The sequence below is a fragment of the Pseudoalteromonas sp. S1650 genome (assembly GCF_005887195.1).
Taxonomy (GTDB): Bacteria; Pseudomonadota; Gammaproteobacteria; order Enterobacterales; family Alteromonadaceae; genus Pseudoalteromonas; species Pseudoalteromonas simplex.
This window is the reverse complement of the sequence record NZ_PNDF01000018.1, coordinates 20,963-36,399: the sequence shown is the minus strand read 5'-3', so window position 1 is coordinate 36,399 and position 15,437 is coordinate 20,963. Positions and strand designations below refer to the sequence as shown.

Here is a 15,437-nt window from a genome sequence, read left to right as displayed (position 1 = left end):
CCGTTTGATGCACTTTATCTTAGCCTTGATGGACTGATAATGAACAAGTTTTTGTTACTCAATGTATATTTTAACAGTTTAGGCAATATATGGGCGAATAATGACCCCTTCTTCACCTTTTACTTCTTCCATTACCACATAAGTTCGGCTTTCACTAACATTTGGTAGTTTTAGTAGAATATCACCCAGTACATTTCGATATTCCGACATATCATTTACCCGCGTTTTTAATAAAAAGTCGAAATTACCCGACACTAGATGGCATTCAATTATTTCGTCGTGCTTTTTAACCGCAGCGTTAAATTCTTCAAAAACATCTGGTGAGGTTTTGGTGATAGTGACTTCTACATAAACCGACAAACCTTGGCCAAGCTTAGCAGGATCCACTACTGCTTTATATCCGAGTATATAGCCCTCTCTTTCGAGCTTTTTTACCCGTTCCAAACAAGGGGTGGCACTTAATCCTACACGCCTTGCCAGCTCTACGTTAGAGATCCGACCATCGAGCTGTAATTCCATTAAAATTTTACGGTCTATTCTGTCGAGTAATTGATGCATAAGCCAAACCAGAGTTTTGCACTGTTTAAAATATATTTTTAGATTATATCACTAGAATACCACTTAAAAAAGGTGAGACACACTGGCTGGTCATGAATATAATAGTCAAAAATTTTATCCCGTTCTATTAAGGCGAAAAACTATGATTATTGGTGTACCTAAAGAAATCAAAAACCATGAATACCGTGTAGGTATGGTTCCTGCAAGTGTTCGTGAACTAGTAAACCATGGCCACCAAGTGTTTGTTGAAACTGATGCTGGTATGGGCATTGGCTTCACTAACGAAGATTATGTTGCAGCTGGTGCTGAAATTTTACCTACAGCAGCAGACGTTTTTGCTAAAGCTGAAATGATCGTTAAAGTAAAAGAGCCACAAGCTGTTGAGCGTGCAATGTTACGCGAAGACCAAATTCTATTTACTTACCTTCACTTAGCACCGGATCTTCCACAAACTGAAGACCTAGTTAAAAGTGGCGCAGTGTGTATCGCTTACGAAACAGTAACTGATTCACGTGGCGGTTTACCTCTTCTTGCTCCTATGAGTGAAGTTGCTGGTCGTATGTCTATCCAAGCTGGTGCACAAGCGCTTGAAAAATCAAACCACGGCCGTGGTATGTTACTTGGTGGTGTACCAGGTGTTGAGCCAGCTAAAGTTGTTGTTATCGGCGGCGGCATGGTTGGTCGTAGCGCAGCGCAAATGGCTGTTGGCCTAGGTGCTGATGTTGTTGTTCTTGACCGTAACATCGACGTATTACGTGCATTAGACGCACAGTTCGGTAATAAAGTTAAAGCTATCTACTCTACTGCTGACGCACTAGAAAAACACGTATTAGAAGCTGACCTTGTGATCGGTGGCGTACTAATCCCAGGTGCAGCAGCGCCTAAACTAGTAACAGCTGAGCACATCAAAGCAATGAAGCCTGGTTCTGCAATCGTTGACGTTGCAATCGACCAAGGTGGTTGTATCGCAACGTCTAAAGCGACAACTCACGCTGATCCTACTTACATTGTTGATGACGTTGTTCACTACTGTGTTGCTAACATGCCAGGTGCTGTTCCACGTACTTCTACGTTCGCACTTAACAATGCAACATTACCGTTCATCATCAACCTTGCTAACAAAGGTTATAAGAAAGCGCTTCTTGACGATGCTAACTTCTTAAAAGGCTTAAACGTAATCAAAGGCCAAATTACTTATAAAGAAGTAGCTGAAGCTTTCAACATGGAATATGTTGACCCACGTACAGCAGTCGAAAATGCTTAATTAGCATTGTGAAACAAAAAAAGCAGCGAAATCGCTGCTTTTTTTATGCCTGTTTGCAAATAAATTAGTTTATCTGCAAACAATTATATTTCTGATTAACGACGCTTAGTTTGTTTAGCGCGTTGATTGTGCTTTTTAACCGCCTTACGGATTTGGTTGATTTTGGCACGTTTGTCTTTACGCTTTTCAGGAATAACCGACAGCTTAGTTTGCGTTTCGCGGCCTAGTTGTACTGTTTTGCGTAAATAGTTAACCGTCTCTAAATCAAGTTCAGCCCAACCACCTTGTGGCAAGCGCTTATCAAGCTCTAACTTACCGTAACGAATACGGATAAGACGCGATACTTCAACATCTTGTGATTGCCATAAACGACGTACTTCGCGGTTACGACCTTCTGTTAAAGTCACATTGAACCAACGGTTGATACCTTCACCACCCATAGGTTTGATGTTTAAGAATTTCGCAGGACCATCTTCAAGCTCAACGCCTTTTGTTAGAGTGCGTAGCGTTTCGTTAGTCACTTCACCAAACACACGAGCTGAGTACTCACGCTCTACTTCGTAGCTTGGGTGCATTAAACGGTTAGCAAGTTCACCGTCGTTAGTAAACAGCATTAAACCTGCGGTATTAATATCTAATCGGCCAACTGCAATCCAGCGTTCGCCATCAACACGTGGTAAACGGTCAAATACCGTACGACGGCCTTCAGGGTCTTTACGTGTACATAACTCGCCTTCTGGTTTGTTATACATAAGTACACGACAAATACGGTCGGCTTTGTCTTCAATTTTTACTACGTGACCGTCAACACGAATTACATCGGTTGCTTCTACGCGGTCGCCTAAACGAGCCACTTTACCATTCACGCTCACGCGGTTGGCATCGATGTATTTTTCCATTTCACGACGTGAACCCACGCCAGCACGGGCTAATACTTTTTGTAACTTTTCAGTTTCTACATTACTCATTCAGATAGTTCTCTCACAGAAGGATCGCTCAATAACTGGTTGATTTTACTCTCCTGAAGTTCAGGTAACGGCGGTAATTCATCTAAACCAGCTAATGAAAAATAATCTAAGAAAGCGGATGTTGTGGCAAACAACGCTGGGCGCCCGGGCACCTCTTTATGGCCAACAACCCTAACCCACTCTCTTTCTAATAAGGTTTTAATAATTCCTGAGCCAACAGCAACCCCCCGTACTTGTTCAATTTCACCACGGGTAATAGGTTGTCTATAGGCAATCAAGGATAAAGTTTCTAGTAGTGCTCGTGAGTATTTAGGTGCGCGCTCTTGCCATAAGTTTGCCAGCCAAGGCGCTAAACTAGCGCAGGCTTGAAACCTGTAACCGCTGCCTACTGCAACAAGCTTAATGCCTCGGGTTTGATAATGCGTTTGAATTTGTTCAATTGCATTATTAATGCGCGGCATAGATACGCTTAAATCAGCTAATACTGTCTCTTTTAAATGACGTTTAGACACAGGTTTTCCAGCAACAAAAATCGCGGCTTCTATGATTTCGACTAACTGTTCATCACTGATACGTTTTGTGGCCATTGCTACTAAAGGTCATTTTAAATCACTAACGCTCTATTATGACAGAAGTCGGCCAAGGTTGGAAAAATTATTGTAAAAAAGCCAGTGTAAAACACTGGCTTTGGGGGATATTTATAAATGAATTTTGAAATTAGCTATTTTTAACCATTTCAAGGGCATCATCTTCGGCAACGTCGCTGCCATATTTGCTAATGTAATTAACAAACTCAGTGCGGCTTATACGCTTATCTTTGTTGCTATCCATATAGCCAAAGTGATTTGCGATATCGTCGTCATCGGCTTCTTCAATTGAAACATAACCATTTTTGTCGTTATCTAACGATTTAAAGTCATTTTCGATTGGGTCAAATTTAGCGATTTCAGCTTTAAATGCTGATTCAGATACCTCACTATCAGCTGCCACCTTGCCTGTATTTAATTGCATGTATGCATTAAATTCAGTACGGCTGATTTGCTCGTCCATATTGGTATCGATGTTTGAAAAATGCTCCCAAATTGCATCATCGTCAGCTTCTACCTTAGAGATATAGCCGTCATTGTCATTATCTAGACTGCCAAAATCGCTGTCGATTTTTGCTAAAGAGTTACTTGCAGAACATGCTGAAAGACTTAGTGCTGCTAAAATTGTAGATGCTAAAGTTAACTTTTTCATAAGACATTTCCTTGTAGTCGATTAGATTCAATTAGACTATTTCAAGTTGAATGCCAAAATGCCTTATTGACTAAAATCAAGCACTTACAATCTAGTTAAGTTACTGTTAAGCCTATGATTTAGCAAGCTTTTCATAGGTTGCTGTAATTTTTTCATAAAAAAAGCGCTCCGAAGAGCGCTTTTTACAAATAAGTATACTGTCGCTATTAGATAGCTGCGTTTTGGTAACGCTTAACGAAGTCTGTTACTGCTTCGCCATTACATTTTAACGTGTTTAAGTTGCCAATTTTTTCACGCACAGGTGTTAAACCTTTTTTAAGTGCAGTGATGCAAAGTTGAGTTTCTTTTTGCTCATTTTTAGCAAACACTTCAATCGCTGCTTTTGCTACTTCTTGTGATTGTGCTTTTTTTGCAATTTCACGAATGTCAGTACCGTTACATAAAATGCTTTTTGAAAAACGTGACATTGAAATGCCATGCTTTGCTGCTTCTTTGCGTGCAGCGGTAAACCCTTCGTTTGCACTTAAGCTACATAACTTCGATTCAATACTGTTATCAGCTGAAAAGTAGTGCGGGTTGCTTGCTAATGAGCCAAATGAGATACATGCAAGAGAAAGCATCACTAATTGTTTTTTCATGGTTTACCTTTAAATAGTACATAATATGAACGGGTGGTTTGCGCGCATTATATAAACAAAAATAAGCAGATCAACTGAATTATTTATTTAATTTAATAATTAATAGTGAGTTAACAATGTTTTTAAATTAAGCAGCAATTGATCAACATTTACCCAATTTGATTTTCGTAATTAGCTCATGAATAAGCCCTAGTTTGATGATAGAATTGCGCTAAACACTGAAACAAAAATAATAGGTGCACCATGAAGGTAATCTCATTTAACATTAACGGCCTGCGCGCTCGTTTACACCAATTGCAAGCCGTAATTGATAAACATCAACCAGATATTATTGGCTTACAAGAAATCAAAGTACATGATGAGGCCTTCCCTCTCGAAGATGTGCAAAAAATGGGTTATCACGTTTATTTTCACGGTCAAAAAGCACATTACGGCGTGGCAATGTTATGTAAACAAGAGCCAAAATCAGTTGTTAAAGGCTTTGCAACCGATACCGACGAATCACAGCGTCGTATGATCAGTGTTACCGTGACACAAGAAAATGGTCGTGACCTAACGGTGATGAATGGCTACTTCCCGCAAGGGGATAATATTTCCCACGAAACCAAATTCCCTTATAAGCGTCAATTCTATAAAGATTTAATGACTCACTTAGAAGATAACCACACGCCAGAGCAAGATGTTATTGTGATGGGCGACATTAATATTTCACCGACCGATCTCGACATTGGTATTGGTGAACCAAACCGTAAGCGCTGGTTAAAAACAGGTAAGTGTTCTTTCCAACCTGAAGAGCGTGAATGGTTAAGCACTTTATTAAACTGGGGCTTTAAAGATACCTTCCGTGAACTTTACCCAGAAAAAACTGAGCAATACTCGTGGTTTGATTACCGCTCAAAAGGTTTTGATGACAACCGTGGTCTACGTATTGATGTGATCTTAGCAACTCCAGCTCTTGCTGAGCGTTGTGTTGAGTCTGGTATCGATTACGAATTGCGAGGTATCGAAAAACCATCTGATCATGCGCCAATTTGGTCAACATTTAACGCATGATAGACACACTGCAATGGCAGCTCCCTTTGTGGAGCTGTGTGGCTATAATACTTTGGCTCAGCTTTGATAAGCAAAGCGCATCACAATTATTGGCAACGCCAATAAGACAAGTGGGTGTGCTCGCATGTGCTTTAGTACTTGCGGTACTGTGGCGCATTAAAGCGGGGATATTGCCAGGCCTCGAATTGCATATTTTAGGGGTTACTGCAGTGACCCTAATTTTAGGTTGGCGGCTGGCTATTTTTGCAAGCCTTCTTGCAAGTTTACTCTTGGTATTAGTCGCTCAGTTGCCAGTATCAATACTGCCAGTGCATTTATTGTTTACTGCTTTTTTACCAATTACATTGAGCTATTTGTGTTTTGTGCTTTGTTATAGCTACCTGCCGAGACACTTTTTTATTTATATCTTTTTATGCGCGTTTTTAACCGCTGCTGTTACCGCCTGTATTAAAATACTTACCAGCGGTGTGTTTTATTACTTGCTTGGTGATTACAGTTTTATTGAGATTTCAGAAAATTATCTGATTCTGTGTGCCATAATTTGGTTTCCTGAAGCAATGCTCAATGGTATGGCCATTACCTTGATGATCACCTATCGCCCTCATTGGGTTAAAACCTTTTATGATAAGGACTATTTAGACTCATGAGTCTTCACTACCACTGCCCGCTTTGCAAACTTGAACTCACTCTAAACGACAAAACTTACCGTTGTGACAATAACCACAGTTTTGATATCGCCAAAGAGGGTTATGTCAATTTACTTCCCGTGCAAAATAAAAAGTCGAAACAACCGGGCGATAACCTTGAAATGGTGCAGGCTCGCCGCGCTTTTTTAAGTGCCGGACACTATTTGTTTTTACAGCAGGCTTTAGCTGAGTTAGTGGCATCTCTCGAACCAAGTTCAGTGATTGATTTAGGCTGTGGTGAAGGTTTTTATACTCAAGCTATAGCAGCGCAGTCGAGTGCCGATGTATATGGTGTCGATATTTCTAAGCCCGCGGTAAAATACGCCGCTAAGCGCTACGAAAATGCGCATTTTAGTGTCGCGTCGATTAGCCAAGCCCCTTTTGCAGATGCGCAGGCTGATGTGCTTGTTAGTGTGTTTGCCCCTTTATTTGCACAAGAGCTTGCCCGCCTTGCCAAGCCGCAAGCTAGTTTAATTGTTGCAAGCCCTGGGCCTTGGCACCTTAAAGAGTTAAAAGCGTTTATTTATGCCGATGTAAAACCGCATACTGAGATAGAACCACCAGCAGGCTTTAGCAAAGAGTCGATAAACTTATTAGAGCAACAGGTGCTGTTGTCTGTCGATGAGATTAAACATTTAATTATGATGACGCCGTTTGCTTGGAAGTTTCGCCCAGAGCATTGGCAACAGATAGAGCAACAAGGCCCACAAAAAGTAACGTTATCGTTTTATGTGAGCCAGTTTGTTCGCGATTAGAAGTGCTCTTTAGTGAAGGCTTTATCCATTTTTTCGAACATGTCTTTTAATAATTGAGCTAAGTCAGTGTAGCGTGGTTTTTCAGTCGTTAATTGTGACTGATAACCATGCGCCTTCATTTTACTGTGCAGCTCGGTATACCAACTTAGCATTGCTGGCTCTAAACGGGTTTCTGCACGGCGGCCTAGCCACAACAAACCTTGCAGCGGTAATGATAAAAAGAAAAGCGCGATCGTGATAGCTTGTGGAAAATAATCACTACCTAAGTAATTAACTTGCATAAATACGGTCAGCATTGCCAATATTGGCATCACTGTAATTGCCAGATCAGTGGCCTTGATCACTCTAAATTCGGCAAACAATGGAGCGAGCTCTTGTCGCATCGGCCATTTTTTAGCGTACTGACGACCTGTTTGCACTTGTGACATGACACCTTTTTGCATCATCACTCCTAGGGTTTTCAACTTGTTTCACAACCGAGTGTAACACACTCCCGGATACAATCCCTGCAAAACCTGTCCTAGTTTTAATACCAAATTAATGGTTAGGAGACTAACGTTTAAAGTCTAAATGAGATAAAATGTTATCGGCTTAAGTCAACCAGACTTTAGTATAATTACAGCCTAGCTTTGTTAAGTGTAGCAACAAAATACTTATTTACTATACTGGCAAAGAATTCTAATTATCAAGCCTTAATATACACTGACTGATATCGTACTTTTAGGACCTAGCTATGTCGACGCCCCTTTGCTCACCACAACATGTTTTAGTACTGAACTGTGGTAGTTCAAGTTTAAAATTTGCCATTTTAGATGCCGCCACTTCTGACGAAGTTATTTCTGGTTTAGCTGAGCGCCTTGGCTCAGACACGCCTTCAATCAAATATAAATATAATGGTGAAAAACAACTTATTGAGCTTGCAAAGGGCCAAGCCCACGATGCAGCCATTGCTGAGCTTGTGAAGCTAGTTAATGAGTTAGGCCTTGCGGATAATTTAATTGCTGTGGGTCATCGTGTTGTACACGGTGGTGAGCATTTCACTGAATCTGTGCTTATCGACGATGATGTACTTGCAGCTATCGAAAAAACAGCCGCACTTGCACCACTTCATAACCCAGCCAACTTATTGGGCATTCGTACTGCACAGCAAGCGTTCTCAGCGCTGCCACAAATTGCGGTGTTTGATACAGCATTTCATCAAAGCATGCCAAATATTGCTTACTTATACGCCCTGCCTTACTCGCTTTATAAAGAGCACGGCGTAAGACGTTATGGCTTCCATGGTACAAGCCATTATTATGTTGCAGGTGAAGCGGCAAAAATGCTCGGCAAAGAGCGCGACCAAACCAATGTGATCAGTGCACATTTAGGTAATGGTTGTTCGGTATGTGCGATTAAAGATGGTAAGAGTGTTGATACCAGTATGGGCCTTACACCGCTTGAAGGCTTAGTGATGGGTACCCGCAGTGGTAGTATCGACCCGGGTTTATTCACGTTTTTAACTCAGCAACTTAATTATTCAGTGCAAGAAATTGATGACTTACTTAATAAGCAAAGTGGCCTGTTAGGTATTAGTGAACTATCAAATGACTGTCGCACTATTGAAGAAGCCGCTGTTGAAGGCCACCCGCAAGCGAACCTTGCGCTCGATATTTTTTGCTACCGTTTAGCAAAACAAATCGCCGCATTCTTAGTGCCTGTGCAGCGCCTTGATGCGCTTATTTTCACCGGTGGTATTGGTGAAAACTCAGATATCATTCGAGACAAAGTGATCACCCAATTAGGCTTTTTAGGCCTTGAGTGTGACGAAGCTGCAAACTTAGCGGCACGTTTTGGTAAAGAAGGCTTAATTTCAAAAGGCCAAACGCATGCTAAAGCGTTTGTGATCCCGACCAACGAAGAATGGGTTATTGCTAACGATGCAGCCCGCATTGCAAAGGAGGGTTAAGTAAATGGCACGTAGAATTATGTTGATCCCTATTTCGACTGGGGTTGGTTTAACATCTGTTTCTGTTGGTTTAGTGCGTGCGCTTGAGCAAAAAGCGCTCAAAGTGAACTTTTTCAAGCCAATTGCACAGCCACGTTCTGGCGATACAGGTCCTGAAAAGTCGACGCAAATTGTTACCCATGGCTCACCAATTAATCCGCCGACACCATTTGAGCTTAGCTATGCAGAGCAAATGATTGGTGATGGTAAAGGCGACGATTTACTAGAAGAAATCGTAGAGCGCTTTGAAAGCACTATTAAAGAAGACGAAATTGCTATTATCGAAGGTATGGTGCCAACACGTCGTCAGCCATATGCTGGTCGTGTAAACCGTGAAATCGCGCAAACACTGGGTGCTGATATAGTTTTTGTTTTAACACCTAGTAACGACAGCAATGACCAAATTGAAGACCGTTTAGAAATCGCCTCAGGCAACTATGGCGGTGTTAACCACCCTCGCGTGTTAGGCTGTATTTTCAATAAAGTTAATGCACCTTTAGATGACGAAGGTCGTGCCCGTGCAGACCTTGTTGAAGCCCATGAGCCTGAACAACTTGAAAACGAATTAAACCGTTTAGCATCGCTGCCTATTTTCAGAAAGCACCCATTTAAATTATTAGGTTCAATCCCGTGGGATTTCGACCTAGTAGCGCCGCGTGTGCGTGATTTATGTGAATACCTAAAGGCTGAAGTTATTAATGAAGGCGACATGGCTCACCGTCGTTTACGTCGCGTTACTTTCTGTGCTCGTACTGTATCGAATATTTTAAGCCACTTTACCCCAGGTGCATTACTGGTCACTCCGGGCGATCGCTCTGATGTACTCGTTGCCGCTTGTTTATCGGCTATGAATGGTACCAAGCTTGGGGCTATTTTATTAACCGGTGGCTTTAAACCTGAAGATCGCATCATGAAATTATGCGAACAAGCGATGGATACTGGCCTGCCAATCCTAGCAACACAAGAAGATACGTGGCGCACGTCTTTATTACTGCACAACTTCAATATGGAAGTACCGTGTGATGATGACCAACGTATCGATAAAGTAAAAGATCACAACGCCAGCCATATTGACTCTGACTGGTTAGACAGCCTGGCACAAAGTGTTGGTCGTACTCGTAAAATGTCTCCACCAGCGTTTCGCTTCTTACTGACAGACAAAGCTCGTCAAGCGAATAAAACGGTTGTTTTACCAGAAGGTAATGAGCCGCGCACAATTAAAGCTGCGGCAATTTGTGGTCAACGTGGCATTGCAAAAACAATCTTACTTGGTGACAAAGAAGAGATTTTACGTATTGCTGAGCAACAAGGTGTGGAGCTTAACGATAACGTAACTATTGTTGAGCCAAGTGATGTGATCAACGATTACGTTGCGCCTATGGTCGAAATTCGCAAAAACAAAGGCTTAACAGAAGTGGTTGCTCAAGAGCAATTACTGGATAACGTGGTGCTTGGTACTATGATGCTTGAACAAGGCAAAGTAGATGGCCTAGTGTCGGGTGCGGTTAACACTACAGCAAATACGATTCGCCCGCCGTTACAATTAATTAAAACTGCACCGGGTTCATCGTTGGTATCGTCAGTGTTCTTTATGTTGTTACCTGATCAAGTTCTGGTTTATGGTGACTGTGCAATCAACCCAGACCCAACAGCAGAGCAACTGGCCGATATCGCGATTCAATCAGCTGATTCAGCGGCTGCGTTTGGTATTGAACCGCGTGTTGCAATGATAAGCTACAGTACGGGTACCTCGGGTTCAGGTGCTGATGTAGAAAAAGTGCGTGAAGCCACTAAACTTGCCCAGCAAAAGCGTCCTGATTTAGTGATTGATGGCCCGCTTCAGTACGACGCTGCAATTATGGAAAACGTAGCACTTAAGAAAGCACCAGACAGCCCGGTTGCAGGTAAAGCAACAGTGTTTGTATTCCCTGATTTAAATACGGGTAATACAACCTATAAAGCCGTTCAACGGAGTGCCGATTTAATTAGTATTGGCCCTATGCTGCAAGGTATGCGTAAGCCGGTAAATGACTTGAGCCGTGGTGCATTAGTAGACGATATTGTTTACACCATTGCCCTTACAGCGATTCAAGCTAAGCAAGTTGAAAGCTTAGAAAATTAACCCTTCAAAATTTAGGCTAATTTATAAACCCTTTATAAATTAGCCTATTAGCTTCTTTATACTGACCTATTCCCATATTTATCCACAGAATCTGTGGACAACCTCAACAGCGATATTGAGTAAAACCTCAGCAATCAAAATTATTGCGCTTTATCTTAACTTTGTTTACCTATACTATAAATTCAAAGGCTTCAAAGATAGGATCGCAGATGTCAAAACAAACGTTACAACTTCATAGTGAAGAACTTACCATTCATAGTTTAGATGTCGATGCGACGATTGACCCAGCCTTACTCCAACAAGCTATTTTCTTTATTGCAAAAACGGCTGATGAGCTGTCTATTGTCTGCCCTAGTAGTTTCCAGCTCGACAGTCTGGACCAAGAAACCGACTGGCAAGCACTGGAAGTCATTGGCCCACTTGGTTTTTCATTAACAGGTATTATGGCGAACATTTCTGGCGTACTAGCAAAAGCGTCAATTTCGATTTTTGCTTTATCAACTTACGATACCGATTATGTATTGGTGAAAAAGCAAAGTATGGCCAAAGCCATTACAGCTCTGAAAAAAGACGGTTACCATGTGCTAGGTGATGTTAAATAAGCCATGACTAACGAAGTTCAATACTTACCCGAACGCAGCCTCAGAAAAGCGCGCTGCATGGCCATTAAAAGCCCATTTACTGGGCGTGTAAAAAGCATTAGCGAGCACCCTGAGCCATTTTTTCGTTTTGCCACCCTTGGCCCAGGCATTAGTGTTGAACTAACCAGCCACAACATAATCGCGCCATTCGATGGCACCTTATTACAAGTTAAAAATGCCGGTAAAGAATACATTTTACAGGCAAAAAACGGTTTAAAAGTTTTATTAAACTTATCGTTTTCATCGGTTGAAGAACATATCAACCACACCAATATCGCTAAATTAAACGGCAGTAAAATTAACCAAGGTGAACGATTGGCCTATTTTGATTTACGCGAGCTGAGCAGCCCTATGCTTGGCACCCTATGTGTTCTCAATAGCCAACATCTTGGACCCCTATATTATTCACTATCTCAGGTCACTGCTGGGGTAGACACATTACTCACTGTAACTAAAAAGTAGAATTTATGACTATCATGTACGGTATCAGCAATTGCGATACAATCAAAAAAGCCAAGAAATATTTAACTGATAACAATCAAGAATTTACTTTCCATGATTACCGTAAAGACGGCATTAGTGCTGAGCTAGTTAATGAGTTTGCAGCGCACATTGATTGGCAAGATTTAGTTAATAAACGCGGCACAACTTACCGTCAATTATCTGATGAGCAAAAGCAAAACCTAGATAAAGAATCTGCATTAGCATTGCTGGTTGAGCAACCTGCGATGATCAAGCGCCCGGTACTTGTGCATAACGGCCAATACCACTTAGGTTTTAAAGCCGCTCAATACGATGAGATTTTTGCCTAATGACTCACCCTGTTATTGAACTTGCTCAAGCGCTTATTCAGCGTGAATCAGTAACGCCTGAAGATGCTGGTTGCCAAGCGTTAATGAACGAACGCCTTGAAAAACTAGGCTTTAATATTGAATCACTGTTTTTCACTGATACCTTGAATACTTGGGCTCGTAAGGGAGATGCGTCACCGCATTTTTGTTTTGCTGGTCACACAGATGTTGTACCAACAGGTCCTGCAAAAAATTGGCAGTACCCGCCTTTTTCAGCACTGGTAAAAGACGGTATGTTACATGGCCGCGGTGCAGCCGATATGAAAGGCTCTTTAGCTGCTATGGTGGTTGCCACAGAGCGTTTTGTGACTAAACACCCAGATCATAAAGGGTCAATTTCGTTTTTAATTACGTCTGATGAAGAAGGCCCGTTTATCAACGGCACAACCCGTGTTATCGATACTCTTGAAGCACGAGGTGAGAAGATTGATTTATGCCTAGTTGGCGAACCCTCTTCACGTGATGTGCTTGGTGATGTAGTAAAAAATGGTCGTCGCGGTTCTTTAACTGGCTTTTTAACTGTTAAAGGTGTGCAAGGCCATGTTGCTTACCCGCATTTAGCGCAAAACCCAATTCATTTAGCTGCTCCTGCGTTAACTGAACTGAGTCAAACCGAGTGGGATCAAGGTAACGAATTTTTCCCTGCAACCAGCTTTCAAGTTTCGAATATTAACGGTGGCACTGGTGCCGGTAATGTGATCCCAGGTGAGCTTGAAATTCAATTTAACTTTCGCTTTAGCACCGAAGTAACTCACCAACAGCTACAGCAACGAGTGGTTGATATTGTTGAGAAACACAACCTCAATTACGAGCTAAATTGGATTGTTAATGGACTACCGTTTTTAACCGACCATGGCCCGTTAGTTGATGCCACCGTGCACGCTATTAAGCAGGTAACTGGACGCGACACCGCACTTGAAACTACCGGCGGTACTTCTGATGGTCGCTTTATCGCACAAACGGGTGCCAAAGTCATTGAGCTTGGTCCGCGTAATGAAACTATTCATAAAGTAGATGAATGTGTTAGCACCGATGATTTAATTCAACTAGCTGATATTTACGAAGTCATTTTAGAGCAACTGCTTACATGAACCAAACCGAGCTTAAACAATGCGCCACGGGGTTAAGTAGCTCACATTTAGTTGAGCTACAAAATCATCGCTTGCATCGTGATATTGTTAATGATTTTTTAGCTCTGCAGCAAGGGGCAAAAGAAGCAGGTATTGATCTGACAATTGCCTCAAGCTTTCGCGACTTTCATCGTCAAAGTGCTATTTGGAATGCTAAATTTCAGGGCCTTCGACCGGTTTACACCCTTGAGCAACAAACGGTAGATTTAGCAAGCCTAAGTGATACTGAAAAGTGCCACGCTATTATGCTTTACTCAGCACTTCCGGGGGCAAGCAGGCACCACTTTGGTACCGACCTCGACATTTACGATACCCACCCTATTGACGATGATTACCAGCTGCAATTAACGCCTGATGAGTATTCACCCACAGGGCCCTTTGCCAAGCTTGCTGCATGGCTTGACGATAACTTAGAAAAGTATGGTTTTTATCGCCCTTACCAAGAGTACAAAGGTGGAGTTGCCCCTGAGCCTTGGCATATCAGCCATATCGGTGTATCAGCTAAGATGATGCAGTATTTGTCAGTTGCAACATTACAGCAATCTATTGAACAAAGTGAGCTCAGCGGTAAACAAGCGATACTAGCCGAACTAAACACCCTGTATGAACGCTACGTATTAAATGTTAATAAGCCCTAATCTAGACACTGCGCTTTTTAGCCATCAAAAACACCAGTACAGCGCCAAGAATTAAGGCGCTGGCTACAACTAAACGCGCTGTTAATTGCTCATCTAAAACCACCACCCCAGCTAATGTGGCAAGCACAGGCACGGTTAGCTGCACCACCCCTGCTTGGCTACTTTTAAGCCTAGGTAATGCTATGTACCAAATGCTATAACCAAACCCAGATGCAAGCGCTCCTGAAGCTATCGCCAAATAAACGCCAGTTGCTGTGATACCCTGCCAGTCAACCACGGCTAGAAAGACTAAAATTGGCACAAGTATTAAACTTCTTAGAAAGTTAAAGCTGGTTGCTTGCAAAGGTGAGCTGCATGATTTTCCGCGAATACTGTAAACACCCCACGCTACGCCACTTAACGCCATGAGCATTGCTGGCATGAAAGAAGGCACGGTGGCTGAGGGCAGCATTAAGTAAATAAAACCCGCAAAAGCGATAAACAAAGCCCCCCACTGCACTTTACTGAGTGGTTCTTTATTTAAAACACTATGACCTATCATAGTTAACTGCACTGCCGAAAATAAGATAAGTGCGCCTGTGCCTGTGTTTAAATCAACATAGGCAACTGAAAAGCACAGCGCGTAAACAAATAAACTAAGCGCACTGATATTATTACCTTTATCGGTTAAAGGTTTAGCTGATTGTGATTTTGTTTGCTTTAGCTTTGTTTGCCATAAAAGTAAGCCAAGCAGCATAAACGCGCCACTTGCTAAGCGAATGGCAGTAAAACTTAACGGATCAATATCACCACTTTGCAATGCCATTCGGCACAGCAAAGAGTTAGCTGCAAACGCACAAAGTGCAATCAAGGTATACAGTACAGTGCTTAACAAATGCGGTGTTCCTTTAACATAAAAAATATAAAG

The 15,437-nt window shown here is 42.0% G+C and carries 18 protein-coding genes; 11 read left to right on the top strand and 7 right to left on the bottom strand.

The genetic code is table 11. The features are described from left to right. Positions 1 to 78 precede the first annotated feature (78 nt). Positions 79 to 558, bottom strand: a complete 480-nt coding sequence (gene lrp / locus CWB80_RS05365; RefSeq protein WP_054552971.1) for a leucine-responsive transcriptional regulator Lrp — start codon at positions 556 to 558, stop codon at positions 79 to 81. A gap of 142 nt (positions 559 to 700) precedes the next feature. Here lrp and ald point away from each other — a divergent pair, with 142 nt between their 5' ends. Then, on the top strand, positions 701 to 1,822 hold the full coding sequence (gene ald, locus CWB80_RS05360) for an alanine dehydrogenase (RefSeq protein ID WP_138600082.1): 1,122 nt from the start codon (positions 701 to 703) through the stop codon (positions 1,820 to 1,822). A gap of 95 nt (positions 1,823 to 1,917) precedes the next feature. Here ald and rluB read toward each other — a convergent pair whose 3' ends face one another. The 4 genes from rluB to CWB80_RS05340 form a co-directional block, all read right to left on the bottom strand. Next, positions 1,918 to 2,790, bottom strand: a complete 873-nt coding sequence (gene rluB / locus CWB80_RS05355; RefSeq protein WP_138600083.1) for a 23S rRNA pseudouridine(2605) synthase RluB — start codon at positions 2,788 to 2,790, stop codon at positions 1,918 to 1,920. Next, positions 2,787 to 3,377: an SMC-Scp complex subunit ScpB gene (gene scpB, locus CWB80_RS05350; protein WP_138600084.1), complete on the bottom strand. Its 591-nt coding sequence runs from the start codon at positions 3,375 to 3,377 to the stop codon at positions 2,787 to 2,789. The genes rluB and scpB overlap by 4 nt, the downstream gene beginning before the upstream one ends. Positions 3,378 to 3,507: 130 nt before the next feature. Next, positions 3,508 to 4,029, bottom strand: coding sequence for an EF-hand domain-containing protein (locus tag CWB80_RS05345; RefSeq protein WP_138600085.1), 522 nt, complete (start codon positions 4,027 to 4,029; stop codon positions 3,508 to 3,510). Between the two features lie 206 nt (positions 4,030 to 4,235). Then, positions 4,236 to 4,667 carry a hypothetical protein gene (locus tag CWB80_RS05340; protein ID WP_054552966.1) on the bottom strand — a complete coding sequence of 144 codons (432 nt, stop codon included), beginning with the start codon at positions 4,665 to 4,667 and terminating at the stop codon, positions 4,236 to 4,238. Positions 4,668 to 4,910: 243 nt separating this feature from the next. On the opposite strand from CWB80_RS05340, the gene xthA reads away from it, so the two are divergent. From xthA to CWB80_RS05325, 3 genes are read left to right on the top strand one after another with little or no spacing between them, the layout of a single operon-like run. Further along, on the top strand, positions 4,911 to 5,720 hold the full coding sequence (gene xthA / locus CWB80_RS05335; RefSeq protein ID WP_138600086.1) for an exodeoxyribonuclease III: 810 nt from the start codon (positions 4,911 to 4,913) through the stop codon (positions 5,718 to 5,720). Further along, the gene (locus tag CWB80_RS05330; protein WP_138600087.1) at positions 5,717 to 6,367 is read left to right on the top strand and encodes an energy-coupling factor ABC transporter permease; all 651 of its coding nucleotides are present in this window, start codon (positions 5,717 to 5,719) and stop codon (positions 6,365 to 6,367) included. Before xthA ends, CWB80_RS05330 begins: the two co-directional genes overlap by 4 nt. After that, complete coding sequence (locus CWB80_RS05325) at positions 6,364 to 7,161, top strand: putative RNA methyltransferase (RefSeq protein ID WP_138600088.1); 798 nt, start codon at positions 6,364 to 6,366, stop codon at positions 7,159 to 7,161. The genes CWB80_RS05330 and CWB80_RS05325 overlap by 4 nt, the downstream gene beginning before the upstream one ends. Here the strand turns inward: CWB80_RS05325 and yfbV are convergent. Continuing rightward, positions 7,158 to 7,604 carry a terminus macrodomain insulation protein YfbV gene (yfbV, locus tag CWB80_RS05320; RefSeq protein ID WP_054552963.1) on the bottom strand — a complete coding sequence of 149 codons (447 nt, stop codon included), beginning with the start codon at positions 7,602 to 7,604 and terminating at the stop codon, positions 7,158 to 7,160. The genes CWB80_RS05325 and yfbV overlap by 4 nt on opposite strands. 290 nt (positions 7,605 to 7,894) lie before the next feature. On the opposite strand from yfbV, the gene CWB80_RS05315 reads away from it, so the two are divergent. The 7 genes from CWB80_RS05315 (at position 7,895) to CWB80_RS05285 (ending at position 14,530) form a co-directional block, all read left to right on the top strand. Then, complete coding sequence (locus CWB80_RS05315) at positions 7,895 to 9,109, top strand: acetate kinase (protein WP_138600089.1); 1,215 nt, start codon at positions 7,895 to 7,897, stop codon at positions 9,107 to 9,109. 4 nt (positions 9,110 to 9,113) lie between these two features. After that, on the top strand, positions 9,114 to 11,270 hold the full coding sequence (gene pta, locus CWB80_RS05310) for a phosphate acetyltransferase (RefSeq protein ID WP_138600090.1): 2,157 nt from the start codon (positions 9,114 to 9,116) through the stop codon (positions 11,268 to 11,270). Between the two features lie 209 nt (positions 11,271 to 11,479). Next, complete coding sequence (locus tag CWB80_RS05305) at positions 11,480 to 11,872, top strand: ACT domain-containing protein (RefSeq protein WP_054552960.1); 393 nt, start codon at positions 11,480 to 11,482, stop codon at positions 11,870 to 11,872. 3 nt (positions 11,873 to 11,875) lie between these two features. Next, positions 11,876 to 12,373, top strand: coding sequence for a PTS glucose transporter subunit IIA (locus CWB80_RS05300; RefSeq protein WP_138600091.1), 498 nt, complete (start codon positions 11,876 to 11,878; stop codon positions 12,371 to 12,373). 5 nt (positions 12,374 to 12,378) lie between these two features. After that, the gene (locus CWB80_RS05295; protein ID WP_054561266.1) at positions 12,379 to 12,723 is read left to right on the top strand and encodes an ArsC family reductase; all 345 of its coding nucleotides are present in this window, start codon (positions 12,379 to 12,381) and stop codon (positions 12,721 to 12,723) included. Then, entirely contained in the window at positions 12,723 to 13,853 is a 1,131-nt protein-coding gene (dapE, locus tag CWB80_RS05290; RefSeq protein WP_138600092.1) for a succinyl-diaminopimelate desuccinylase, read from the top strand. The genes CWB80_RS05295 and dapE overlap by 1 nt, the downstream gene beginning before the upstream one ends. Further along, positions 13,850 to 14,530 carry a M15 family metallopeptidase gene (locus tag CWB80_RS05285; RefSeq protein WP_138600093.1) on the top strand — a complete coding sequence of 227 codons (681 nt, stop codon included), beginning with the start codon at positions 13,850 to 13,852 and terminating at the stop codon, positions 14,528 to 14,530. Before dapE ends, CWB80_RS05285 begins: the two co-directional genes overlap by 4 nt. Position 14,531: 1 nt before the next feature. Here the strand turns inward: CWB80_RS05285 and CWB80_RS05280 are convergent, their stop codons facing one another. Further along, positions 14,532 to 15,404 carry a DMT family transporter gene (locus CWB80_RS05280; protein WP_249362523.1) on the bottom strand — a complete coding sequence of 291 codons (873 nt, stop codon included), beginning with the start codon at positions 15,402 to 15,404 and terminating at the stop codon, positions 14,532 to 14,534. Positions 15,405 to 15,437: the final 33 nt, after the last annotated feature.

What these genes read in the sequence shown, in the direction of transcription:
- dapE (WP_138600092.1), top strand. Translation starts at nt 12,723, where the DNA reads ATGACTCACCCTGTTATTGAACTTGCTCAAGCGCTTATTCAGCGTGAA.
- CWB80_RS05305 (WP_054552960.1), top strand. Translation starts at nt 11,480, where the DNA reads ATGTCAAAACAAACGTTACAACTTCATAGTGAAGAACTTACCATTCAT.
- CWB80_RS05345 (WP_138600085.1), bottom strand. Translation starts at nt 4,029, where the DNA reads ATGAAAAAGTTAACTTTAGCATCTACAATTTTAGCAGCACTAAGTCTT.
- xthA (WP_138600086.1), top strand. Translation starts at nt 4,911, where the DNA reads ATGAAGGTAATCTCATTTAACATTAACGGCCTGCGCGCTCGTTTACAC.
- lrp (WP_054552971.1), bottom strand. Translation starts at nt 558, where the DNA reads ATGCATCAATTACTCGACAGAATAGACCGTAAAATTTTAATGGAATTA.
- pta (WP_138600090.1), top strand. Translation starts at nt 9,114, where the DNA reads ATGGCACGTAGAATTATGTTGATCCCTATTTCGACTGGGGTTGGTTTA.
- ald (WP_138600082.1), top strand. Translation starts at nt 701, where the DNA reads ATGATTATTGGTGTACCTAAAGAAATCAAAAACCATGAATACCGTGTA.
- CWB80_RS05315 (WP_138600089.1), top strand. Translation starts at nt 7,895, where the DNA reads ATGTCGACGCCCCTTTGCTCACCACAACATGTTTTAGTACTGAACTGT.
- CWB80_RS05295 (WP_054561266.1), top strand. Translation starts at nt 12,379, where the DNA reads ATGACTATCATGTACGGTATCAGCAATTGCGATACAATCAAAAAAGCC.
- scpB (WP_138600084.1), bottom strand. Translation starts at nt 3,377, where the DNA reads ATGGCCACAAAACGTATCAGTGATGAACAGTTAGTCGAAATCATAGAA.
- CWB80_RS05325 (WP_138600088.1), top strand. Translation starts at nt 6,364, where the DNA reads ATGAGTCTTCACTACCACTGCCCGCTTTGCAAACTTGAACTCACTCTA.
- yfbV (WP_054552963.1), bottom strand. Translation starts at nt 7,604, where the DNA reads ATGCAAAAAGGTGTCATGTCACAAGTGCAAACAGGTCGTCAGTACGCT.
- rluB (WP_138600083.1), bottom strand. Translation starts at nt 2,790, where the DNA reads ATGAGTAATGTAGAAACTGAAAAGTTACAAAAAGTATTAGCCCGTGCT.
- CWB80_RS05300 (WP_138600091.1), top strand. Translation starts at nt 11,876, where the DNA reads ATGACTAACGAAGTTCAATACTTACCCGAACGCAGCCTCAGAAAAGCG.
- CWB80_RS05285 (WP_138600093.1), top strand. Translation starts at nt 13,850, where the DNA reads ATGAACCAAACCGAGCTTAAACAATGCGCCACGGGGTTAAGTAGCTCA.
- CWB80_RS05340 (WP_054552966.1), bottom strand. Translation starts at nt 4,667, where the DNA reads ATGAAAAAACAATTAGTGATGCTTTCTCTTGCATGTATCTCATTTGGC.
- CWB80_RS05330 (WP_138600087.1), top strand. Translation starts at nt 5,717, where the DNA reads ATGATAGACACACTGCAATGGCAGCTCCCTTTGTGGAGCTGTGTGGCT.